This window comes from Ignavibacteriota bacterium (genome assembly GCA_016716225.1).
Lineage (GTDB): Bacteria > Bacteroidota > Ignavibacteria > Ignavibacteriales > Melioribacteraceae.
Genome location: JADJWT010000001.1, coordinates 2,475,606 through 2,499,574, shown reverse-complemented (window position 1 = coordinate 2,499,574; position 23,969 = coordinate 2,475,606). Strand labels below are relative to the sequence as shown.

Sequence of the window (23,969 nt, the reverse complement as noted above, 5' to 3'; positions counted from 1 at the left end):
TTTTAAATACTTATTTCAGTTTGTGAATTTGCTGATTCATTTAAACTTTCGATTAACTTCATTCTTGATAATGCTTCATTGCTTGATGAAATTAATGGAACAGAATCTTTTATTGCGCCTATAAAATGTTTTAATTCATTTTCGTATGATTTTTTGAATAAATCTTTAATTTGCAAACTTGAGTTCGAAGTTAAATCAATTCTATTTGAACCCATTTTTTTATAAGCCCGTAGAGGATTTAAATGTCCGGTACCTTTTGTTCCGTAAGCAGTTAATTTAAAACTTTCAGTTTCATCGTGGAATGACCAGCTTACTTCATAATTTACAACTGCAGAATTGTTCATTCTTATAAATCCAACTGAAGAATCTTCAATATTCTGTGTTGCATGATAAAAATGTTGCGCAGATGCATTTTTAATTTTTGGATAATCTAAAAGCCAAAGTGCAGTATCAATAACAACTATTCCAAGATCAAACATTACTCCGCCGCCAGCTAAACTTTTTTTGTTAAACCATTTTTCTTGACTGCTTTGCTTTCTTGTCCATCCACATTTTATATAAAATATATCTCCAAGTTCACCACTATTAATTAAACTTTTCAAAAGCATTGTATCCGGGCGGAATCTAAAATTCATTCCAACCATAGCAAGGCATTTATTCTTTTTTGCTTCAGTATCAATTTCTCTTGTTTCTTCCAAATTTAATGCAATTGGTTTTTCTATTAAAACATGTTTTTGTTTTGATAAACATTCAACCGCAATATTTTTATGCGTATTTGTCGGGGTTGAAATTATTACTGCATCAATTTCCTCAGATTCCAACATTTTGGTAAAATCTGTAAATCTATTTTTTACATTAAATTTTTCACCAATTGAATTTAATCGAGTTTTGTTAATATCAGAAACTGCAACAAGATCAACCGAATTTAATTTAGATAAAATCGGTAGATGAACTAACTGCCCAACAGTTCCTAATCCAATTACAGCAATTTTAGTTTTTTGGTTCAATCAGCAGCCTCTTGAATAATTTTTACATTAATGAAATTTTGAATTTGTTCTGAAATTCCATCTGGATCAATTCCAATAATTTTATGCAATTCTTGCTGAGTTCCGTGATCGATAAATTTATCCGGAATTCCTAAAATCCTAATATCATTTTTATAATTTTTAGAATTCATGTATTCTAAAATTGCGCTGCCAAATCCACCGATTATAGAATTTTCTTCAAGTGTAATAATTTTATCAAACTTTTCTGCAATTTCATCTAATAAAATTGTATCTAATGGTTTAATAAATCTCATATTAAAAAGTGCAGTAGAAATATTTCTTTCTTTCAAAATGTTAACAACTTTTTCTGCATAAGTTACCATTGATCCAACTGCTAAAATTGCAACGTCATTTCCATCATTTAATTTTTCTGCTTTACCAATTTCTAATTGTTCAAAATTTTCTTTTACTTCAACACCTAAAGCATTTCCGCGAGGATATCTAATTGCAATTGGTCCCTTTTTATATTTGATAGAAGTGTATAACATATTTCTCAGTTCTGCTTCATCTTTAGGAGCCATTATAACAATCCCTGGAATATAGCGCAAATATGATAAATCAAAAGTTCCGTGATGCGTTGGCCCATCGGCACCAACTAATCCAGCTCTATCCATAACAAAAACAACGTGTAATTTTTGTAGAGCAACATCATGAATTATTTGATCAATTGCTCGCTGTAAAAATGTTGAATAAATTGCTACAACGGGAATTATTCCTTGAGTTGCTAATCCCGCAGCAAAAGTTACACCGTGTTCTTCAGCAATCCCAACATCAAAATATCTTTTGGGAAATTTCTGTTCAACGAAAGAAAGTCCGGTTCCATCGGGCATTGCGGCTGTAATCCCCACAACTTTTTCTTCATTTTGCATAATTTCAACAAGAGCTTTGCCAAATATTGAAGTATAAGATGGAGCTCCGGATTTTTTAGGAATTTCGCCGGTTAATTTATCAAATGGAGTAACTCCATGAAATTCAGCTTTGCTACCTTCTGCGGGTTTATAGCCTTTTCCTTTTTCGCTAATAACATGAATTAAAATTGGTCCAGAAAGTTCTTTTACATGTTCAAACAAAGTTATAAGTTTTGAAATATTATGTCCGTTAACTGGTCCGAAATATCTAAAACCTAAAGCTTCAAATAACATTCCCGGAGTAACAATTGCTTTAATCCCAGCTTCAACTCTTCCGGCAACTGTTCTTAATCTATCACCAAACTGATCCAATTTTCCGGTTAAATCCCAAATTGCACCTTTAAATTTATTGTATTCCGGATGCGAAATAACTTCATTAAAATAATTTGAAATTTGCCATACATTTGGAGCAATTGACATATTATTATCATTAAGAATTACAATTAAATTTTGTTTTTGGAATCCGGCATTATTCATTGCTTCATAAGCCATTCCGCCAGTCATTGCACCATCGCCAATTATTGCAATAACTTTTTTGTTATCTTCTCCATTTAATCTATTTGCTGCTGCAATTCCCAATGCTGCGGAAATTGAAGTTGATGCATGTCCGGCACCAAATTCATCATATTCGCTTTCAGTTCTTTTTAAAAATCCGCTGATTCCATTAAGCCTTCGAATAGTTTTAAGTTTATCTCTTCTTCCCGTAATTATTTTATGCGGATATGCTTGATGTCCCGTATCCCAAACTAATTTATCCACTGGAGTATTAAATACTTTGTGCAGTGCTACGGTTAATTCAACAGTTCCGAGTCCGCCGCCGAAATGTCCACCGATTTGCGAAACTACATCCACCATATAATTTCTGATTTCAGAACATAAATCTTTTAATTCAGATACAGAAAAATTCCTAATATCTTTTGGTGAATTTACTTTAAACAGAATTTTGTATTGTGATTCGTCAACCAATTAATTACACTCTTTCTTTAATTATCAATATCATTTTTAAGTTCATTGTTAAGTTCTTGAACTTTCATTTCAGCATTATGTAAAAGTTCTGTGCAGAATTTTGATAATCTAATTCCCTCTTCATAAATTTTTACTGAATCTTCAAGCGAAACATCATCATTTTCCAGCAAATCTGCAATTTCTCTTAAACGATTTAATGATTCTTCAAAATTTTTATTTTTTTTACTCATTTGTAAATTCTCACATTTCCATCATAAAATTTTATTTCAAAATTGGATTCATTATTAAATTCATTTTTTCTTTTAATTACTTTTTCATTTTGATTTATAATAACAAATCCTTTTTTCAAAATTGAATTTACATTATTACCGGAAATAATTTTAGTTAAAATTTCCAAATTGTTTTTATTCTCTTTTAAAAAATTAGCAATAATAACTTGAATTCTAAAAATATAATTATCAATTGTTTGTTTTTTTGAATTTACTATACTTGTCAAATTTTTAAATCCATAAGATTTCAGCAGAATTTGAATTTCAGATTTCAGGTTTTCAATTTTCTCTAAAACTGAACTTGTAATATTATATGAAATTTCATCAAGAAAGACAAAAATCTCATCTTTGCTTGGCGTTGCTAGTTCCATTGCGGCAGAAGGAGTTGGCGCACGCAAATCAGAAACAAAATCAGCAATTGTAAAATCAATTTCATGTCCTACGCCGGAAATTATGGGAATTTTTGAATTAAAAATTGCACGCGCAACAATTTCTTCATTAAAAGCCCACAAATCTTCCAATGAACCGCCACCTCTTGCAATAATAATTAAATCTATTTCATTAAGCATATTTAAATTTTCTATACTTTTAACAATTTGTTCAGCAGCTCCATCACCTTGAACTCTTGTTGGTGCAACAATAATTTTAACCAAAGGGAATCTTCTTGCTGCAACGCTAAGCATATCTTTTAATGCTGCTGTTTCACATCCGGTTACAATTCCAATTGTCTGTGGAAAACTTGGAATTTGTTTTTTATAATTTTCGTCAAATAAACCTTCATCAAATAATTTTCTCTTTAACTGTTCAAATGCTTTCTGTAATTCACCCTCACCAGCCGGTTTCATTGATTTTACATCTAATTGATAATTTCCTCTTGGTGGATAAACAGTCACTTTGCCGGTTACAATAATTTGCATTCCATCTTGAGGAGTAAAAAAAACAAAATTGTTAATTCCTTTCCACATTGTGCAACTAATTTGCGCATTTTTATCTTTTAGTGTAAAATACCAATGACCGGAAACATGAGCTTTAAAATTGGAAATTTCGCCAATAATTTTTACTTGATCAAAACTTTCTTCAATTACTCGTTTAATATGAGAAGTTAATTCACTTACAGAAATTGCATTTTCCAAAATTAACTTTCCTTTCTAAAAATTAAGCAATATTGATGATGTCTATTACCTACCCAAGCACTGTTTACACCAAGCGCAATAAGCGGTTTATCATCTTGAAGCCAAATTTTTTCATCTTTTAAAACCCAGCTTTTATTTCCTCTTTTTGTTAAAGAAACTGCAGTATCAAATGCCAAAGGAAAAATTTTACTTTGGAAAAAAATATTATTCGTAATTATAGCCAAGTAACCTTTATCTTTTGTAATGTCATAAACTTGATCGAAAATAATTGCTTGAGCTTCCAGAAATTCATCATAATTATTAATGTTTCCTAAATCTGATTTTTCTTGTGAATATTTTGTATCAAGCCCGTTTTCATTTCGTTTTTTTTGTCGGATAGAATTTCTTTCCAACTGATTCCAATACGGCGGAGAAGTAATCGTAAAATCAATTTTCCTTGTAAAGTTATTTTTATCAAACAATTCTAATAATATACTTGAATTGCCTTTTAAGGCAATAACAGAATTTTCAAAATTATTTTCTTTAATTCTTTTTAGAGAAATTTTATGATACTTTGCAATTAACTCAATTCCGATCGCATTTCTATTTAAATTTCCGGATGCAATTAATGTGCTTCCCGTTCCTAAAAAAGGATCAAAAACCCAATCATTTTCTTTTGTAAAAAAAGAAATAAATTCTTCAACTAAACTTTCCGGAAATTTTGCGGGATGAAGTATTTCTTCATTATTTCTTTTTTTTGGTTTATGAATAAACCATGATTTGGTAAACTTTATCCATTCTTTTCCGGTTAAGTTATTAAGTTTGTTATTATGATTAAACTTTCCGCGATCACCAAAATCAACAATATTGTTTTGTTTATTCATCTAAAAATCAATTGTAAAAAAATGAGAAAATAATCCAACAGAAATTTCTTGAAAATATTTTGATGGATCGTTTGGTTTTAAGTTATAACGATATTTCGAATAAACCGTAAATACATCATAAACTTTAAAAAATCCGATTGAAATTTCTGCTCCGATTCCGTTAAAACCTTTTAAATTACTAAATCCGGAAATTCCCGGAGAGATGTATTCAATTCCTTTAATTGGAATTATATGTTGATAACCTAAACGAACTAAATCACGCAAATTTGATTTATAAATGTGAGTATATTCAAAACCAATATTGCCGCTGGGATAATTATATCCAGAACCGTAAAATGTAATTATTGGAATTTCTTTTGTTAAACTGAAATAATTTTCTTTATCAATAATTGCTAAATTTGGCGATGGCAGTACATAGAGTAAAAGTCCGAGTAAAATTGTAGATACCGGATTGCTCCCGGATTTTGTGAAAATAAATTCATCATAAGGAAGTATAATTTCAAAATCTTCGGAAATAAATTTTTCGCCAGATTCGTTTTCTGAAATTATTTTGTATGGAATATTTTTTTTTCTGAATTTGTATGTGCTAAAATCAACTTCAATTTTGTGATCTTCTAAATATTCATTTGAAATTTGAAATTCATATTTATCATCAATTAATATTTTCGACTTTATTGGAACTGATGAATAAAAACTTAATTTAAATGTGTGAGGAATTTCCGGCGTAACAAATCCATCAATTATAAATATTTCAACATCGTTTTGTGCGAAAACCGGGGATGAAATTAATATTAAAGTTAAAAATAATTTGCCAAGTAATTTTTTCATAATAATTTTATTTAAGTTCAATGTTTATCGATATATAACAGTTTAATTAACAAACTTTGGTATATTTATTTCTACAGTAAAATTTGTCTTTCAAAATATAGGAAATTTATTTATGAAAATATTGGTTAGTAATGATGATGGAATTGGTGCAGAAGGAATTTTTCAGCTTGCTGATGCTTTAAGTGAAATTGGAGATGTAACTGTTGTCGCTCCTCTTTCAGAGCAAAGTGCAGTTGGTCACTCAATTACAATGAAAGTTCCTCTCAGAATTTCCGAATATAATTTGAGAAATAAATTTACCGGTTACGCTGTAAATGGAACTCCCGCAGATTGTGTTAAATTTGGAATAAAAAATCTACTAGATTCTCCACCGGATATAGTTGTTTCTGGCATTAATCACGGATCCAATACCGCAATTAGCATAATTTACTCGGGAACAGTTTCTGCAGCGCGAGAAGCAGCAATTATGGATTGTCCGGCAATCGCATTTTCACTAACAAATCACAAACCAACAAATTTTGATTTTGCAAGAAAAGTTGCAAAAGAACTTACATTAAAGGTTGTAAAGCACGGACTTCCAAAAGGAACACTATTGAATGTAAATATTCCAGATTTACCAGAGAATGAAATCAAAGGAATAATTGCAACTCAGCAAGGTAATTCAAAATGGGCTGATATTTACGAAAAAAGAATCGATCCTTACGGAAACAATTATTTTTGGTTAACCGGTGAAATGATTGATTTTGATAAGGATATTAAATCAGATCAAATTGCTATTAAAAATAATTATGTTGCAGTAACACCGGTTCATTTTGATTTAACAGATTATAAAACTTTTGAAGAATTGCAAAATTGGGATTTATCTTCTATTAAGTAGAATTCCCTTCCAAAGAAAAAATGAATTTATTTGAGAATATTAATATTTCAATTTCCGGGAATCCAATTTTTCTTTTTTTGGGTTTATTAATAATTCTTGTATATTCATTTTACATATACAAAAAAACACTTCCAAAAATTAATTTATTTCTAAAATCAATTTTAATTTTTCTCCGTACAGCAAGTTTGTTTTTAATTTTTATTTTACTTTTTGATCCGGTTGTAACAACAACCACAAAAGAAATTAATGAACCGGTAAATTTATTTTTTATTGATAATTCTAAATCAGTAAGGAATATTAGCTCAGGAAATGATATAAAAAAAGTACGAGAAATTTTTAATGAATTTTCAAACGTAGATTTCAACAATGAATTTTATTCATTTGGTAACAAAGTAAAAAATATAAATAGTTTTGATTCGATTTTTTTTAATAATTCTTCCACACAATTTGATGATATTTTTAAATTAATTAAACAAATGAAAAATGTTTCATCAGCAATAATTTTAAGTGATGGGATCAATAATCAAGGATCAAATCCAGTAAACACCGCAAGTGAATTGGGAATTCCAATTTTTACAATAGGATTGGGTGATACCACAATTGATAAAGATATTGAAATTCAAAAAATTACGACAAACGAATTTATTTACACAGATAGAGAAACAGATATTGAAGTTTTAATTTCCAATAAAAATTTATCTGATCAAAATTCTATTATTCAATTAATTGAAAATGGGAAAATAATTGCACAGCAAGAAATAAAACTAAGTGAAACCGGAATTAATAGAATTTTATTTCCCTTTAAAACTAATATTGAAGGTGAACATAAAATAATAGTAAACTCAATTCTTAAAGGTGAAGAGAAAAATAAAAACAATAATTCAAAAACAGTATTAATTAATGTTCTTGCAGCAAAAAAGAAAATTACAATTTTAAGCGGCGGACCAAGTTCCGATTTATCAATAATTACAAGCACTTTATCAAGTTTGGAAGATTATGAATTACACAAAATAATCCAGCTTAGTGAAAATAAATTTTTGAATGATAATTCGGATTTGAAATTAATTAAATCTTCAGATGTAATTTTTCTTATTGGGTTTCCATCAAAAAGTACAAATTTAAATTTTCTTAAAGATGTTTTTAATGAAATAACAAATCATAATAAACCAATCTTTTTCGTTTTCTCAAACAATATTGATTTAACAAAATTAAATTCCATTAAAAATTTTCTACCGTTTAATTACTCAAATATTTCAAATGGTTTTTCTGAATCTCAAGTTTCGGCACAAAATGTAAATTACTCAATTATCGGAAATGAAGAAGAAACAGAAAACTGGAAAAATTTTCCACCAATTAATTTTCCAAAGACAAAAATAATTCCTTCTGTTGAATCTCAAATTTTACTTGTTGATCAAATTTCCAAACAGCCAGTTATGTTTTTAAATACATCCAAAAATAAATTTATTGTTTTAACAGCAGCAAATATTTGGAAGTGGCAAATTCAAAATTTTGAGAAACAAAATTTAACATTTGATAATCTTTTAATAAATTCAATTAAGTGGCTTTCGCTTAATGCTGATAGGCAAAAATTCAGTTTAAAAACGCAAAAAAAAATATTCTCAATTGGCGAAAAAGTAATTTTTAATGCAAATTATTATGATGATACATTTGAACCCATTATTGATGCAAATTTGGAAATTGAAATCCAGCATGAAAAATCTTCGCAAAAAATTATTCTTAATCCAATAGGAAATGGTATATATGAAACTGAGCTTACACCAAATTTTGCCGGAACTTACAATTACAAAATTCAATCGGAAAATAAAAATCTAAATTTCTCTAGCACATTTTTTGTTGAGCAAATTGAATTGGAATCTCTTGAAAAAAAATCTGACCGAAATTTTCTTCGCGAATTATCAAATTCCACAAATGGAAAATATTTTGATATAAATTCAATAAATGGATTTCAAGATGAAATTAAAACTTTATTTAATAATAAAATAAGTTATAATTTTATAGATAATGAGTTGCGAATATCTTTTTTACATCTTATATTATTAATGATTGTTCTTCTTTTTTCTATAGAATGGATTTTAAGAAAGGCACTGCGAATGTTATAATAATTTTGAGGTAAAAATGGATTTCATAAAATTTGAAAAGGAACATATTTTAGGTATTAAAGAAATTGATTCACAGCATAAAGAAATTTACAAATCTGTAAGTTATTTATATGAAATTAAGGATGGAGATAAAAAAGAAATTCTTGAAAATTTCCAATCATTACTACAAAAATTAAAAGTTCATTTTGAAACTGAAGAAAATTTGATGAAGAAAAATAAAGTTGTTGAATTTATTTCACATAAACTTGAACATGACCGCGCTTTAGAAAAATATTCTACATACTTTAAAAATTATAAAAAAGCTAATGCTAAGTTGGATATTGAAATTCTTAATTCACTTAAAAGTTGGCTTGAAAATCATTTTGAAAAAAAAGATATAAAATTAAAACAAATATCTAACTAAGATTTTTTAATTTTGATTAAAGAGAATTTCCAGAATCTGCTTGATTTTTTTCTTCCAAGAATTTGTATAAACTGTAAAAGTAAAATTTTAGATAATGAAAAAATAATTTGCTCAAACTGCTTTAACCTTCTTCAATTTGCTTCACAAGAAAGAATTACTTTGGAATATGAAAGAAAATTTACAAAAGAAAATATAGTAAAAGATTTTCAATCGGCATTTATTTTTGCAGATGAAACACCAATCCAAAATATTATCCATGAATTAAAATACAATGGTAAATTTTTTATTGGAAAATATCTTGGTAAAAAAGTTTCAGAAATATTAATGGAAAAAATAAATAATTGGAATGCAGATTTAATTATTGCAATTCCCTTGCACAGTTTACGAAGGGCTGAACGAGGTTTTAATCAAGCTGATATTATTGCAAAAGAAATAGGAGAAAATCTTAAAATAAATTATGGGAAGAATATATTAGTAAGAACACGATTTACAAATTCACAGACTAAACTAAATCTTGTTGAAAGAAAACAAAACATGAAAGATGCGTTTAAGTTAAAAAATCAAAAATTAATTGAGAATAAAAATATTATTCTTGTTGATGATGTAATCACAACCGGCGCAACTGTAAGCGAATGTGCAAGAATTTTAACAGATAACGGTGCAAAAAATATTTTTGCATTATCTGTTGCAATTGCAGATTAATACATACTTTCCGGAGCTTCAATACTTAGGATTGTTAATCCGTTTTTCAATACAGTTTTAACTGCAATAATCAAAGCAATTCTTGCTTCTGCTAATTTTTGTTCAGAACCGATAATTCTGCAATCAGTATAAAATTTATGAAATAATGAAGCAAGATTTTCTAAATAGTTAGCGAGTTTATGCGGCTCAAAATTTATTGCAGAAAGTTTTAATTCTTCTTCAAATCTATGTAAATGTTTAATTAACTTTTGTTCAATTGGCTCAACTAATAAATCTAAATTTTCTAAAGAAAGATTTAGATTTTGTTCTTTAGTTAATCTTAAGATTGAAGCAATTCTTGCGTGTGCATATTTTAAATAAAATACCGGATTTTCATCTGACTGTTTTTTAGCAATATCCAAATCAAAATTCATGTGCGAAGAATAATTTCTCATAATGAAAAAATATCTAACAACATCTTTTCCCACTTCATCAATTAATTCATCTAATGTAATAAAATTTGCTTTTCGAGTTGACATTTTTACAACTTCGCCGCCTTGAGTTATAGTAACAAATTGGTAAATAATTACTTTAACTTTTTCTTTTGAGTAACCCAAAGCTTCAATTCCGGCAAGCACATCAGTGTAAGTTGCATTATGATCCGATCCGAAAATATCAACAATTAAATCATAACCTCTTTCAAACTTTGTTTTATGATATGCAATATCGGGTAGCCTATAAGTTGGCTCACCGGTTGATTTCACAATTACTTTATCAACTTCTTGTCCCAATTCGCTGAACTTTAACCAAATAGCGTCATCTTTTTTATAAGAAAGATTTTTCACTTCAAAAAACTTTAGTAAGGAATCAATGTTGCCATTTTTATATAAATCATCTTCATTATAAAACTGCTCAAATTCAATATCAATTCTTTTTAATGTTGATTTTATATCGTTAAAAATTTCTTCTTCGGCAGTATTTTTAAAAATTTCATTTTCTAAATCATCTTTAAATTTATCGGAAAATTTAACACAAATTTTTTGTGCAATTTCCTTAATATATTCGCCCTGATAAAATTCCTCACTAAATTCTTTGTTGATACCAAGAAGTTCTAAATAACGTGCAGCAACCGAAGCTCCCAAAACACGCATTTGTCTGCCAGCATTATTAAAGTAATATTCTCTATCAACAGAATAACCAATTGCTTCCAATAAATTAGCAAATGTATCACCCAATACAGCATTGCGTCCATGTCCAACTGTTAAAGGTCCGGTAGGATTTGCCGAAACAAATTCAACATTTGCTTTTTTACCGTTGAATTCATTGCTATAACCAAAATTATCGCCTTGAGAAATTATTGTTTCAATTTTTTTATTAACAAAATTTGGATTGAAATAAAAATTTATAAATCCCGGTCCCGCAATTTCGGTTTTAGTAATAATATTTGAATCGTAATTTAAATTAGAAATTATATCTTCTGCAATTTGTCGCGGATTTTTTTTAAGAATTTTTGTAAGAAGCATTGCTGCATTAGAAGATAAATCACCATGCTCTTCATCTTGCGGAACATTAAAGAATAAAGGAATTTCATTTAAATAAGTTAATTTTTCTGAAGCTTGATTAAACAAACTTTGTAAATATTCTTTCACTTTTTTCTCACAAAATTTTTAGCTGGCAAGTTTTAGTTGGAGTTTTCAATTTCGGTAATTTCTGCATCGCCCCATAGTTTTTCTAAATTATAAAAAATTCTGGCATCCTTTTTAAATACATGAACAACAACATCAAAATAATCAATCAAAACCCAATTTAAAGCAGTGTAACCTTCTTTATTATAACATTTAATTCCATCTTTTCTTAGTTTTTTATCTATTTCATCTGCAATAGCTTTTACGTGAACATCAACATCACCGGAGCAGATTATAAAATAATCAGCAACGGCAGATAAGTTTGTCAAATTCAAAATAGTAATATCATAACCTTTTTTTGACTGAATTATTTCTACAATTTCATTTACTAAATTTTTTGTTTCCAAATTTATTCTTCACCCGTAATTGGTTTTAATTTATAATAATCTTTCCCTATAACTAACGATACATCGAGAAAATAATTTTCATTCAATTGTTGAATTACTTTAACCTTTTCAATACCTAAAGCAGAAGCCACTTTTAGCGCATTTGCTTTATTTCCAATTCTATCAATTACAAAAGTTTCATCAACATCATATGAAACATAATTCCCAATTTCAACCACATCAAATCCTCTTGAGCGTAAAAAGTCAGTATATCTATCCGCTACGCCGGAAACTCCACATCCATTTAGTACATCTAGCTGAATTATTTCTGCTGCAATTTCATTGTTTTTAAGTTCATCTATTTTTTCAGAACCTTTAACCAATTTCATATAAGCAGAATAACTTAAATAAACTATAAGTACAATCAGAAAAAAAATTAAAATATTGTAAAATAAATTTACTGTGGAAGTTTTTATATCAGCTTTCTGTTCGTTGTTTTTTTTTATAGATTTTTTCAATGTAACTGAAATTTATTAGAAAATAAGTTAACAAAACTTATCAGATTTTGTACTTAAAAATAATAAAATAAATTTTGTTAGTCTATTTTCTAATCAAACCATCTGTTAGAATATGGAGAAAGTCTTCCGTAACCATAGTTATTGTAATAACCATAAGGTGAGTTTGAGAATATCAAACTGATGTTAAAATCTTTGGAAGGATTGTAATTTAACCGAGCACGATCTATATAAAACCCATTAATTGATTTTGTGAATGAATCACCTAAAGTATTATACGGACTGTTAACTAAACTTGCATCAAGTTCAAAATTAAATTTTTCACTAAATTCATAAGCTAGGTGATTTGTATAAACGCCAAGCGCCATTCCGTTTTTTCCAAAGGTTGAATAAGACATTCCAAAACTATGACTCATTGAAAAATTTTCTGGATTGATAAAACTAAAAATTGAGCTAATCGGGTTATCGTTTAAAATTCCACTTTGAATATTTAACGGTTTACTCTCATCACCTTTAAATTGTGCAATGGTAATTGATGAAATAAAAATCAATAATAGAATTATTTTTTTCATGTTTTGTTAGACCAAAAAAATTAAAATTTGTTTCAAAAATTAATTAAGAAATTAAATTTCCACGATCATTTCTACTTCGGTGGTTGCATCTAAAGGCAAACCGTTTACTCCAACGGCACTTCTAACATGTTTACCTTTTTCTTCAAATAATTCAACCAAAAAATCAGAAGCTCCGTTTGCAACTTTTGGTTGATCAGAAAATCCATCAACATTATTTACAAAAACCGTAACTTTTACAATTCTTTTTATTTTATCCAGATTTCCGATTTCAGATTTTATAACACTCAAACAATTTATTGCACAAAGTTTTGCCGATTCTTTCCCTTGCTCTAATGAAACAGAACCTCCAACATTCCCCTTGTATTTTACAGTTCCATTTTCTAGAGGAATTTGTCCCGCTGTAAAAACTAAATTTCCAGATTTTAATGCTGGAATATAAGAAGCTAATGGCTTTGGTGCTTCCGGAATTGAAATATTCATCTTATTTAATTTTTCTTCAATCATTTTAATTCTCTGATGTAGTTGTATAAAAATAACTCATTTTTTGAAATAAAAAATCCTAATTTTCTGTTAAAAATATTTAAGGAAAAAATGCATAAAGAAAAATTTGATAATCTTGTTAACATAATGCGTAAACTTAGAAAAGAATGCTCATGGGATAAAGTTCAAACATTTGATTCAATAAAAGCTGCAACTTTAGAAGAAACTTATGAAGTTTTAGAAGCCATTGATGATCAAAATTATTCTGCACTTAAAAATGAATTGGGTGATCTTTTACTTCATATAGTTTTTCATTCAGTAATTGCTGAAGACAAAAATCTATTTTCTATAAATGAGGTTATTGATTCGATAAGTGAAAAATTGATAAGACGTCACCCTCATGTTTTTGAAAATCTTGCGGTAGAGAACAATAAGGAAATTGAGCGTAATTGGGAAAAAATAAAAATGCAAGAGGGCAGAAAATCTATTCTCGAAGGAATTCCAAAAAATCTTCCCGAATTACAAAAATCTGCACGAATGCAGGAAAAAGTTTCAAAAATTGGATTTGATTGGGAAAATAAAAATGATGTTTGGAAAAAAGTTATTGAGGAAATTGAGGAAATGCATGAATCAGAGAAAACCGGCGATAAAAATTTGTTAGAAAAAGAAATGGGTGATGTTTTTTTTGCTTTAATAAATTATTCAAGATTTCTTGGAATTAATGCGGAAAATGCTTTACGTAGAACCAATACTAAATTTTTAAATAGATTTAATTATATCGAAAAAAAATTGGAAGAAAACAATAAATCCATTACCGAATCAAATTTAGAAGAAATGGATAAATATTGGGAAGAAAGCAAAAAATTCTATTAATAATAAATTTGTGATTAGAAATTTTAGAATTACAAACTGAAATCTAAAATCAGTAATTAATTTCCATTGTTGTATTGTTCGTAAGCATGTATTATATCTTTAACAAGCTTATGTCTTACCACATCAGATTTATTGAAATAAACAAACTTAACTCCATCAACATTTTGAAGAATATCTTTAACTAAAATTAAACCGCTTTCTGTTTTTTTCGGTAAATCAATTTGTGTAATATCGCCAGTAATTGTAGCTTTAGAATTTGGGCCAATTCTTGTTAAAAACATTTTCATTTGAATATTTGTGCTGTTTTGTGCTTCATCAAGAATAATATACGAATTATTCAAAGTTCTTCCGCGCATGTATGCTAATGGAACAATTTCAATAATATTTCTTTCAATATAATTTTTCAATTGATCGGTTGGAAGCATATCTTGCAATGCATCAAACAAAGGTCGCAAATATGGATCAATTTTTTCTTTAAAATCACCTGGTAAAAATCCCAAACTTTCTCCGGCTTCAACTGCAGGTCGAGCTAAAACAATTTTCTTTACAATTCCTTTTTTCAATTGAGCTATTGCAAATGCTACAGCTAAATAAGTTTTTCCGGTTCCAGCTGGACCAATTCCAAAACAAATATCATTTTCACTCATTGCTTTTACATATTCAAATTGTGTATCTGTTTTGGCTTTAATTACATCCTTTTTTGTATAAAGGACTATTGAATTATAATCTTCATTACTTATTATATCTCTTCCAGATAAGGTTAGATCAACTATTGTTGAAACATCATTTGGTGTGAGTTTGTTCGTAGTATTCAGAACAAAAATCATTTCTTTGAATACTTTTTCGATTGAATCAACTTCTTCAGCAGTTCCTTTTATAAAAGCAATATCACCTCTGATAGAAATTGATGAAGACAATCTTTCTTCCAAAGGTTTGAGATTTGCATCATTGAATCCGAAAAGTGAAACTAAATCAACATTTTCTAGTTTTATTTTTTTTTCTATCTGTGAAATAACTTCCTCAAAATAAAAAAGGATATTCTAAAAGTTTTAGCAAAATTCGAAATAAAATTGCAATATCTTTTAGAATATCCTATAAGAATATATGAACAAACTAAATTTTATTGCATTGGAGCTGGTTTATAATTTGCTCTCAATTTATTGTATTTAGCAGCTTCTTCTTCAGTTAAATTAGGAATAGTAAATTCTTGTTTTGGATAAATTAAATCTGGATTTTTAATTTTATCTCTGTTTGCATTATAGATTTTTGGCCAAGCAAAACCATTTCCATAATGATCTTTCTTTTTAGCAATTCCCCAAAGATGATCGCCACGAACAACTGTGTAATTAATTTCTTCTGGTGGCCAAGCATCTAACATTTTTTGCAATTGACCATGAACTATATCATAAAATTGTGGTAAAGCACTTAATTTGCTTGCTTTTAAAGCATCTAATTCAGCTTGTCTATCAGCTTTGGTTGGTTTTTTAGCTGAAATATCAGCCATTAAAGCTTTAACTTTTGCATCATAAGCTTCAACATCACTTTTTGAAGCACCAACTAAAGCATACATATCTTTTTGGCAATCTTCATAAGATTGTAATGAATTTTTCTTTTCTTTTAATGAATTAACTGAAGCTTGTAAACTTTCTAATTCTGCTGAAAGATCAGCTTTTTCTTGTGTTAATCTTGCAATTTCTGCTTCCCATTCATCAGTTGTCATTTCTTCTTGTGCAAAAACATTTGTTGAAAGGAAAACCAATAAAGCTAATAATGCAAGTATGTTTCTAATTTGTGCCATTTATATACTCTCCTTTTATTATTAAACTTTTATAAACCTAATTTTTGTAAATTTGCTTTAGTAGCTTCTTTATCTTTTGCACATTGTGCAAGTTTAGCTTCCATTTCAGCAATTTCTCTTTCTAACTTTGTTTTTTCACTTTTTAAAGCATTAACTTCTGTACCCAATGCAGATACTTCGCTTCTTAAAGCATTTAATTCTGCCATTTGTTCGTCACTAACACCACCACAGCCGGTTAAACTTAACGAACCAGCAACAAATACTACCGCTAATGAAGTAGTGAGAAGTTTTTTGATTTTTGTCATTTTGTTAATCCTCCTAATATAAAAGAATGATTTATTTGTTTGTGAAATTCTTTAAGTAAATATATTAATAATGTAGCTAAAATATAACATTTTTTTGTAAAACTAAATAATTCTCTTTTCTACCAAACTTGTGAAGTTTTCTCCGGCAATTATTAAATGATCTAAAACAGATATATCAAAAATCTTTCCGGCTTCGACTAATCTTTTTGTAATGGAAATATCTTCCTTGCTTGGTTCTGTATTTCCACTTGGATGATTATGAACTAAAAATATACTCGCAGAATTATTTTCAATTGCAACTTTAAAAACTTCACGCGGGTGAACTATGCTTGAATTTAAATTTCCAATAGAAATTATTTCGAATTTTATAATTTGGTTTGAAGTATTTAAACAAACCACAATAAATTTTTCTTTAATTTCATCTTTTAACAAAGGAATGAAAATTTCTGCTAAATCTTCCGGAGATTTTATCTTTTTCTGCGAAAACCATTTTTCATTAAATTTTATTCTTCTTGAAAGTTCAAACGCTGCAACTAATGTAGCGGCTTTATCTTTTCCAATTCCGTTTTGTTTTGTAAATGCTTCAATGGTTTTTGATGCGAGTAAAGCTAAATTATCTTTTTGAATTAATTTCTGAGCTAATTCAATTACAGATTCACCTTTTGTTCCAGTTCTTAATAAAATTGCTAAAAGTTCCGAATCACTTAAACTTTGCGGACCACGCAATATTAATTTTTCACGTGGTCTATCATCAATTGGTAATTCTTTAACTTTTAACATTTATTAAATTATTCCCACTCAATTGTAGATGGCGGTTTGGAACTTATATCATAAACAACTCTGTTTACACCAGATACTTCTCTAATAATTTTATTTGAAACATATTCTAAAAATGAATTATCAAATCTGTACCAATCGGCAGTCATTCCGTCTGTGGAAGTTACCGCTCGCAAAACAATTACAGATTCGTAAGTTCTTGCATCACCCATAACACCTACGGATTGAACCGGAAGTATAACTGCAAATGCTTGCCATATTTTATAATACAAATCAAATTTTCTCAAGGATTCAATGTAAATTGCATCAACATCTTTTAGAATTCTAAGTTTTTCTTCTGTAATTTCTCCCAAAACCCTTACAGCTAAACCCGGACCCGGGAATGGATGACGATGAACAAATTCGTGAGGTAAACCTAAAATTTCACCAATTTCTCTAACTTCATCTTTGAATAATTCTCGGAATGGTTCAATTAATTTAAGATTCATTTTTTCCGGCAAACCACCAACATTATGATGTGTTTTAATTTTATGTGAAGCAGTTCCAGCAGATGCTGATTCTATTACATCGGGATATAAAGTTCCTTGAACTAAAAATTCAGCATTTTCAATTTTGCTAGATTCTCTTTCAAATATTTCTATAAATGTATTTCCGATAATTTTTCTTTTCTTTTCGGGATCTGAAATTCCACTTAATTTTGCTAAAAATTCTTTTGATGCATCAATATGAATGATTTTTAGTTCAAAATTTTCTCTAAATAATTTTACTACTTTTTCGCTTTCGTTTTTTCTCATCAATCCATTATCAACATGTACGCAAGTTAAGTTATCACCAATTGCTTTGTTTAATAAAATTGCAGCTACAGATGAATCAACTCCTCCACTTAAAGCACAAATTACTTTTGAATCTTTAACTTTTTCACGGATTTCATTTATGGAATCTTCAATAAAATTGGTCGGAGTCCAATCTGGATTGCAATTACAAATATCAAAAATAAATGTTCTTAAAATTTCTTTACCGTTTTCTGTGTGAGCAACTTCTGGGTGAAATTGCAAAGCATAAATTTTTTTTTCATTATTAAAAATTGAGCAAATTGGTGAATTTTCTGTTTGCGAATCTATTTCAAATCCATCCGGAATTTTTGTAATATAATCACCATGACTCATCCAAACAATTGAATTTTCCTTAACGTTTTTAAGCAATCCATCATTTTTCAAAATTTGAATATTTGCTTTGCCATATTCTCTATTTTGAGCTGGTTCAACTTTTCCATCAAAGTGTAAGGTTACTAATTGCATACCGTAACAAATTCCAAGAATGGGAATATTCAGATTAAAAATTTCTGGATCAACTTGTGGTGAATCTTTCTCATATGCGCTGGTTGGTCCTCCGGAAAATATAATTCCTTTTGGATTTAATTCCTTAATTTTATTAAGCGAAGTAAAGTATGGATAAATTATTGAGCGAACTTTTTGTTCTCTAATTTTTCTTGCAATTAATTGTGTATACTGAGAACCAAAATCCAAAACTAAAATTGTATTATGAGTTTGCATGTTATTTAATAGAAAAATTAAAAAATGCCGGCTTTCAGAATGAATTCCGGCTTTGAGAAATATTATGCAGTAATTTGAGTTTGATAAGTAACGTTATCAAGTAGTTCTTCTAAATCTGATTGAGATGTAATTTCAATTTTTATAATCCATCCTTCGCCGTATGGATCATTATTTATTAATTCCGGTTTATCACCAAGTTTGGAATTAATTTCTAAAATTTTCCCGTTACATGGAGCAAATAAATCACTTACGGTTTTAACGGCTTCAATTGTTCCAAAAGGTTCACCTTTTGTAATTTCACTTAGATCGGGAGAAATATCTACAAAAACTATATCTCCTAATTCACCTTGTGCATATTCTGTAATGCCAATTTTTGCTTCACTGCCTTCAACTTTAATCCATTCATGATCTTTTGTATATTTTAAGTCTGATGGAATATTCATATTAACCTCTATTATTTATTTCGCAAAATATTTATCGATAAAAGAAGTATCATAATCAGCATTTCTAAATTTTTCATTTTGTAAAACTTTTATATGAAATGGAATTGTTGTTTTAATTCCATCAACAGCAAATTCTTCAAATGCTCTAAGCGCTCTCGAAATAGCATGTTCTCTATCTCCACCCCAAACAATTAATTTTGCAAGTAAAGAATCATAATTTGGAGGAACAGTATATTGATTGTAAATATGTGAATCAACTCTAACACCAAATCCGCCGGGGAAATGTAGATAATTAATTTTTCCGGGAGAAGGACGAAATCCATTATCCGGATCTTCGGCATTGATTCTAAATTCAAAACAATGTCCGTTTGGCTTTTTAGGAATTTCTGTAATTTTATTTCCAGCAGCAACTAAAATTTGCTGTTTTATTAAATCAATATTATTAACCATTTCCGTAACCGGATGCTCAACTTGAATTCTTGTATTCATTTCTATAAAATAAAAATTTTGATGTTTATCAACCAAAAATTCGATAGTTCCTGCTCCTTCATAATTGACTGATTTTGCACCAAGGATTGCTGCTTCAGCCATTTTTTGTCTTGTTTCTTCAGTAATTATTGGACTTGGAGTTTCTTCAATTAATTTTTGATGTCTTCGCTGAATTGTGCAATCTCTTTCGCCGTAATGATAAACATTTCCAAATTGATCTCCCATTACTTGAATTTCAACATGGTGAGGATTTTCAATAAATTTTTCAAGGTATAGTTCACCATTATTAAATGCAGCAAATGCCTCGTTGCTTGCTGTTTGGAAAGCCTTCATAATTTCATCTTCTTTCCAAACGATTCTCATACCTTTTCCACCGCCGCCAGCTGATGCTTTTAGCATTAAAGGATAACCAATTTCTTGAGCAATTTTTTTTGCTTCTTCAACATCGGAAACTGCGCCGTCACTGCCTGGAACAACCAGAACTCCACATTTTTTCATGGTTGATTTTGCAAATGCTTTGTCACCCATTTTATCAATCATATCCGGAGATGGACCAATAAATTTTATATTTGATTCAGCACAAATTTCAGAAAATTCTGAATTTTCGGCTAAAAAACCATAACCCGGATGAATTGCGTCTGCACCTGTAACTTGAGCTGCAGAAATAATACTTGGAATTTTTAGATAACTTTCTTTTGAAGACGCTGGACCAATACAAACTGCTTCATCGGCAAAAACAACATGAAGAGAATCTTTATCTGCTTCAGAATAAACAGCAACAGTAGGAATTCCCAACTCTTTGCAAGTTCTAATTATTCTAAGTGCAATTTCGCCTCTGTTTGCAATCAGTATTTTCTTGAACAAATAGAACTCCTAATTAACTTTTCTCAATTTTAAATAACGGTTGGTTATACTCAACTGGTGTGCCGTCTTCAACTAAAATTTGTACAATTTTACCATTTGTATCACATTCAATTTCATTCATCAATTTCATTGCTTCAACAATACAAAGCACAGTTCCGGTATTTACATTATCACCGACTTGAACATATGCATCTGCATCAGGTGCAGGAGCGCGGTAAAATGTACCAACAATGGGTGATTTAATAATATGAAAATTTTCATCTTTTGCTTTGGGAGTTTCTGAAACAGTAATTATTTTATTTGATTCGGAAGAATTTGTTAAAATTTGATTTTGAACCGGAATATTCTGAGTTGTATAAATTGGAGTATTAAAGGATCCGTTTTTAGAAATTTTAATTTTTAAATCACCTTCGTGAACTGTTAATTCCGTTATCGTGCTTGATTCAAAAACTTTTATAAGTTTTTTAATTTCATTAATATCCATTTTTCCCCTTAACTTTTAATTCTTTCCATGTATTGACCGGTTCTTGTATCAACTTTTAAAACATCATCTTGATCAATAAAAAGTGGAACGTTGATTGTAACTCCGGTTTCTAATTTTGCGGGTTTCATTGCATTTGTTGCAGTATTTCCTCTAAAACCCGGTTCGGTTTCAATTACTTTTAACTGAACGAATAAAGGAATTTCGACTGTAATAATTTGATCTTTATCGTCAACAAGTAAATCAATTTCTTCACCTTCTTTAAGAAACTTATCACCGCCATCAAATAAATTCTCCGAAACATTAATTTGTTCGTAAGTATCATTATCCATTATTACTAAATCGTTAGATTCTCTAAATAAATATTGATATTTTCTTCTTTCAACTCTAACAACTTCTACACTTTCACCGGATCTAAAAGTATTATCAAGAACTTTTCCGGAGCGTAAATTTTTTAAAGTTGTTCTAACAAAAGCCCCGCCTTTTCCTGGTTTTACGTGCTGAAATTCTGTTATTGTATATAAATCATTTTTGAATTTAATGATTAATCCATTTCTGAAATCTGATGTATCTGCCATACCCTTAATTGTTTTTGTTATTAAAAATTATAAGAAAATCTTTCGATTTCTCTAGCTGCATTCGTGTTTTTATAATCATTTGTTATTTGTTCAAATAATTCTTTTGCTTTATCAGCGGCATTTGCTTTAAGATAATTTTTTCCTGCACTCAATAAATATGATGCTGCTTGAGATTCCATTTTAACGACATTTGCTGCTTTTTTATAATCATCAGCTGCATCTTCAAAATTACCTTTCATTTCATTGCAAGCAGCTTGTCCGGCTAATGAACTTGCTTTATATAAATCATTATCCCCAGAATAATCAGAATAATATTCATTTGCTTTTTCATAGTTTCCTAATGAAAAATAGCAATTTGCTAAGTACATTTTTGCAATTTCGCCTTGGGAAGTGTTGCCGAAATTCTCTACAATTGAAAGTAAACCAGTAACATTTGTTCCGGGTTCTCCATCAATAGCTTTTTGATATTGACCTTGTTCATAAAGAGGAATTACACTTGCAAGTTGTGTTGTTGCTTGAATATTATCGTCTTCAACTTTGCTGTTATACCAAAAAATTGCTAAAACAATCACTGCAATTGCGCCAATTCCGATTAATAAATTTTGTTGATTTTTTTCAAAGAAGCCTTGAGTTTTATAAAAACTAGTTACAAGTTTGTCTTCTTGAATTTCTTTTTTCGAAAGTTTTTTCTTTTTTCCTATCATAATTTTATTTGGATTTTTGAATGAGATTCAATTTTGAACGGGAAAAATAATAAATATTAGTTTTCAATCCTAATGTGATTAGAAAAAATCCATGCTTGATTATTTAGGTAAACTTCAACTCTATATTGTCCGGATTTTTGAACAATAAAATCTGCTTCCATATTTTCAACCGCACTAATCGGTTTTCCGTTATGAATTAATGTAATTTTTCCAATTTTATTGGGAAGAATAATTTTTAGATTAATTTTTCCCGATTTTTTCACGGTTTCACCCATTTGGAAATGTTCATTCCCAATTTTTGCATAAAATTTAAATCCTTTTGCATCACCGTGATAATCATTTGAAATGAAACATTTCCCTTTTTCCAAACTTTCATAAATTATTTGTTTTGCAGTATTTACCGAAATATTTTTCGATCTTAGTTTTTTTTCAGTAAGAATGTGTGTTCTAATAGATTTAAATAAAACTTTGTATGGAAAAACTTCAACTTCTACAAAACCTAAAACATTTATCTTATGTGCATGCGCATCTATTCCGCCAATTCCAACAACTTTTCTTTTTTTATTTAGTTCATCCCATTTTTGCAATGATTTTTTATTTGGAGCAATAATTGATCTTAGTGGATGAATAAAATGTGCATATTTATTTTGTTCAGTAAGTCCTTCCATCCATTCAGACATGTGATTCCATATTTCAATTCCGGTAAAGTCTCCCGCATCCCAATCTGTCCAAGGATAAGGTGGGTGTTCCTTCATCGAATTTCTTTCTTCAAACGGATGTGCAATAAATCCAATTCCCCCGGCATCTTTTACTTTTTTCACATATTCTTTTGCAGATTGGCGCGTGGAATAAGTTTCAGAAATATTCATTGCGAGATAGTGATTTTTATTGAATTTATCATTCAATTCGCAGCCAACCAATAGCAAAGTTTGACCATACCATTTTTCATAACCTTCATTTAAAGCACGCAATGTATTATGGTCGGTAAGAATTATAAAATCAAGCCCAACTTCATCAGCAAATTGAGCTATTTTGGCGGGATCTCCTGAACCATCGGAGAATTTTGAATGCATATGAATTGCGCCAATGTATTCATACATTTTAGAAATTCTTAAATTTATTGGAAATTTTAATTTTCGATTTCGAATAAAGTAGAATATTGAGTTGATTTTTCTTTAATCAAATCTGATAATTTTGTCATTAAAATATCTACTCTTTCATTTTCAGATTCGTCAGAATCTTCCCAAGCTTGTTGAGATTTGTAAACATAAATTTCTTGAAAACTATTTTCTTTTGATTTTTGCTCAAATACAGAATAACTTTCTAAACCTTCAGATTTTATTATACTTTTTAATTCACGCACAATTCCTAAATATTCAACTCTTTTTTCTGGAATTATATCATAACTAATAGAAAATATAACTTTCCCCAT

The 23,969-nt window shown here is 28.9% G+C and carries 28 protein-coding genes; 5 read left to right on the top strand and 23 right to left on the bottom strand.

What is annotated here, in order from left to right; all coding sequences use genetic code 11:
• Positions 1–2: 2 nt before the first annotated feature.
• From IPM32_11115 to IPM32_11090, 6 genes are read right to left on the bottom strand one after another with little or no spacing between them, the layout of a single operon-like run.
• Entirely contained in the window at positions 3–1,007 is a 1,005-nt protein-coding gene (locus IPM32_11115) for a Gfo/Idh/MocA family oxidoreductase (GenBank protein ID MBK8945802.1), read from the bottom strand.
• Entirely contained in the window at positions 1,004–2,920 is a 1,917-nt protein-coding gene (locus IPM32_11110; protein MBK8945801.1) for a 1-deoxy-D-xylulose-5-phosphate synthase, read from the bottom strand. Before IPM32_11110 ends, IPM32_11115 begins: the two co-directional genes overlap by 4 nt.
• Positions 2,921–2,937: 17 nt before the next feature.
• Positions 2,938–3,150 (bottom strand): exodeoxyribonuclease VII small subunit, encoded by a 213-nt coding sequence (gene xseB, locus IPM32_11105; protein ID MBK8945800.1) that lies wholly within the window; start codon positions 3,148–3,150, stop codon positions 2,938–2,940.
• Positions 3,147–4,325 carry an exodeoxyribonuclease VII large subunit gene (locus IPM32_11100; GenBank protein ID MBK8945799.1) on the bottom strand — a complete coding sequence of 393 codons (1,179 nt, stop codon included), beginning with the start codon at positions 4,323–4,325 and terminating at the stop codon, positions 3,147–3,149. The genes xseB and IPM32_11100 overlap by 4 nt, the downstream gene beginning before the upstream one ends.
• Positions 4,325–5,185: a site-specific DNA-methyltransferase gene (locus tag IPM32_11095; protein MBK8945798.1), complete on the bottom strand. Its 861-nt coding sequence runs from the start codon at positions 5,183–5,185 to the stop codon at positions 4,325–4,327. Before IPM32_11095 ends, IPM32_11100 begins: the two co-directional genes overlap by 1 nt.
• Positions 5,186–6,013, bottom strand: a complete 828-nt coding sequence (locus IPM32_11090) for a hypothetical protein (GenBank protein ID MBK8945797.1) — start codon at positions 6,011–6,013, stop codon at positions 5,186–5,188.
• A gap of 112 nt (positions 6,014–6,125) precedes the next feature.
• Here IPM32_11090 and surE point away from each other — a divergent pair, with 112 nt between their 5' ends.
• The 4 genes from surE to IPM32_11070 are packed head-to-tail and all read left to right on the top strand — an operon-like array spanning position 6,126 to position 10,115.
• Complete coding sequence (gene surE, locus IPM32_11085) at positions 6,126–6,890, top strand: 5'/3'-nucleotidase SurE (protein ID MBK8945796.1); 765 nt, start codon at positions 6,126–6,128, stop codon at positions 6,888–6,890.
• Between the two features lie 20 nt (positions 6,891–6,910).
• Positions 6,911–9,010 (top strand): hypothetical protein, encoded by a 2,100-nt coding sequence (locus IPM32_11080; GenBank protein ID MBK8945795.1) that lies wholly within the window; start codon positions 6,911–6,913, stop codon positions 9,008–9,010.
• A 16-nt stretch (positions 9,011–9,026) separates the two neighbouring features.
• Positions 9,027–9,413 (top strand): hemerythrin family protein, encoded by a 387-nt coding sequence (locus tag IPM32_11075; protein MBK8945794.1) that lies wholly within the window; start codon positions 9,027–9,029, stop codon positions 9,411–9,413.
• A gap of 12 nt (positions 9,414–9,425) precedes the next feature.
• On the top strand, positions 9,426–10,115 hold the full coding sequence (locus tag IPM32_11070; protein ID MBK8945793.1) for a ComF family protein: 690 nt from the start codon (positions 9,426–9,428) through the stop codon (positions 10,113–10,115).
• Here the strand turns inward: IPM32_11070 and IPM32_11065 are convergent.
• The 5 genes from IPM32_11065 to IPM32_11045 form a co-directional block, all read right to left on the bottom strand.
• Positions 10,112–11,743, bottom strand: a complete 1,632-nt coding sequence (locus IPM32_11065) for an arginine--tRNA ligase (protein ID MBK8945792.1) — start codon at positions 11,741–11,743, stop codon at positions 10,112–10,114. The two genes, IPM32_11070 and IPM32_11065, sit on opposite strands and share 4 nt — an antisense overlap.
• Before the next feature lie 32 nt (positions 11,744–11,775).
• Positions 11,776–12,126, bottom strand: a complete 351-nt coding sequence (gene rsfS / locus IPM32_11060) for a ribosome silencing factor (protein MBK8945791.1) — start codon at positions 12,124–12,126, stop codon at positions 11,776–11,778.
• 2 nt (positions 12,127–12,128) lie between these two features.
• Positions 12,129–12,623 carry a LytR C-terminal domain-containing protein gene (locus tag IPM32_11055; GenBank protein ID MBK8945790.1) on the bottom strand — a complete coding sequence of 165 codons (495 nt, stop codon included), beginning with the start codon at positions 12,621–12,623 and terminating at the stop codon, positions 12,129–12,131.
• An 89-nt stretch (positions 12,624–12,712) separates the two neighbouring features.
• Entirely contained in the window at positions 12,713–13,192 is a 480-nt protein-coding gene (locus IPM32_11050; GenBank protein MBK8945789.1) for a hypothetical protein, read from the bottom strand.
• Between the two features lie 51 nt (positions 13,193–13,243).
• Positions 13,244–13,696 (bottom strand): RidA family protein, encoded by a 453-nt coding sequence (locus IPM32_11045; protein ID MBK8945788.1) that lies wholly within the window; start codon positions 13,694–13,696, stop codon positions 13,244–13,246.
• 87 nt (positions 13,697–13,783) lie between these two features.
• Between IPM32_11045 and mazG the strand changes: the two genes are divergently transcribed.
• Positions 13,784–14,545, top strand: a complete 762-nt coding sequence (gene mazG / locus IPM32_11040) for a nucleoside triphosphate pyrophosphohydrolase (protein MBK8945787.1) — start codon at positions 13,784–13,786, stop codon at positions 14,543–14,545.
• A gap of 56 nt (positions 14,546–14,601) precedes the next feature.
• Here mazG and IPM32_11035 read toward each other — a convergent pair whose 3' ends face one another.
• The 12 genes from IPM32_11035 to IPM32_10980 all read right to left on the bottom strand — a co-directional run bounded on the left by IPM32_11035 (position 14,602) and on the right by IPM32_10980 (position 23,969).
• The gene (locus IPM32_11035) at positions 14,602–15,558 is read right to left on the bottom strand and encodes a PhoH family protein (GenBank protein MBK8945786.1); all 957 of its coding nucleotides are present in this window, start codon (positions 15,556–15,558) and stop codon (positions 14,602–14,604) included.
• Positions 15,559–15,665: 107 nt separating this feature from the next.
• A complete protein-coding gene (locus IPM32_11030) occupies positions 15,666–16,343 on the bottom strand; it encodes a LysM peptidoglycan-binding domain-containing protein (protein ID MBK8945785.1) in 678 nt (225 codons plus the stop codon).
• A 29-nt stretch (positions 16,344–16,372) separates the two neighbouring features.
• Complete coding sequence (locus IPM32_11025) at positions 16,373–16,648, bottom strand: hypothetical protein (protein ID MBK8945784.1); 276 nt, start codon at positions 16,646–16,648, stop codon at positions 16,373–16,375.
• A 102-nt stretch (positions 16,649–16,750) separates the two neighbouring features.
• The gene (radC, locus tag IPM32_11020; protein MBK8945783.1) at positions 16,751–17,428 is read right to left on the bottom strand and encodes a DNA repair protein RadC; all 678 of its coding nucleotides are present in this window, start codon (positions 17,426–17,428) and stop codon (positions 16,751–16,753) included.
• Between the two features lie 8 nt (positions 17,429–17,436).
• Positions 17,437–18,978 (bottom strand): glutamine-hydrolyzing GMP synthase, encoded by a 1,542-nt coding sequence (gene guaA, locus IPM32_11015; GenBank protein ID MBK8945782.1) that lies wholly within the window; start codon positions 18,976–18,978, stop codon positions 17,437–17,439.
• A gap of 62 nt (positions 18,979–19,040) precedes the next feature.
• Positions 19,041–19,421: a glycine cleavage system protein GcvH gene (gcvH, locus tag IPM32_11010; protein ID MBK8945781.1), complete on the bottom strand. Its 381-nt coding sequence runs from the start codon at positions 19,419–19,421 to the stop codon at positions 19,041–19,043.
• Positions 19,422–19,436: 15 nt separating this feature from the next.
• Positions 19,437–20,774 (bottom strand): acetyl-CoA carboxylase biotin carboxylase subunit, encoded by a 1,338-nt coding sequence (accC, locus tag IPM32_11005; protein ID MBK8945780.1) that lies wholly within the window; start codon positions 20,772–20,774, stop codon positions 19,437–19,439.
• A gap of 13 nt (positions 20,775–20,787) precedes the next feature.
• A complete protein-coding gene (gene accB, locus IPM32_11000; protein ID MBK8945779.1) occupies positions 20,788–21,258 on the bottom strand; it encodes an acetyl-CoA carboxylase biotin carboxyl carrier protein in 471 nt (156 codons plus the stop codon).
• An 8-nt stretch (positions 21,259–21,266) separates the two neighbouring features.
• Positions 21,267–21,833, bottom strand: coding sequence for an elongation factor P (efp, locus tag IPM32_10995; GenBank protein MBK8945778.1), 567 nt, complete (start codon positions 21,831–21,833; stop codon positions 21,267–21,269).
• A 20-nt stretch (positions 21,834–21,853) separates the two neighbouring features.
• A complete protein-coding gene (locus IPM32_10990) occupies positions 21,854–22,537 on the bottom strand; it encodes a tetratricopeptide repeat protein (protein MBK8945777.1) in 684 nt (227 codons plus the stop codon).
• Positions 22,538–22,593: 56 nt separating this feature from the next.
• The gene (locus IPM32_10985; protein ID MBK8945776.1) at positions 22,594–23,637 is read right to left on the bottom strand and encodes a PHP domain-containing protein; all 1,044 of its coding nucleotides are present in this window, start codon (positions 23,635–23,637) and stop codon (positions 22,594–22,596) included.
• Between the two features lie 29 nt (positions 23,638–23,666).
• Entirely contained in the window at positions 23,667–23,969 is a 303-nt protein-coding gene (locus IPM32_10980) for a hypothetical protein (GenBank protein MBK8945775.1), read from the bottom strand.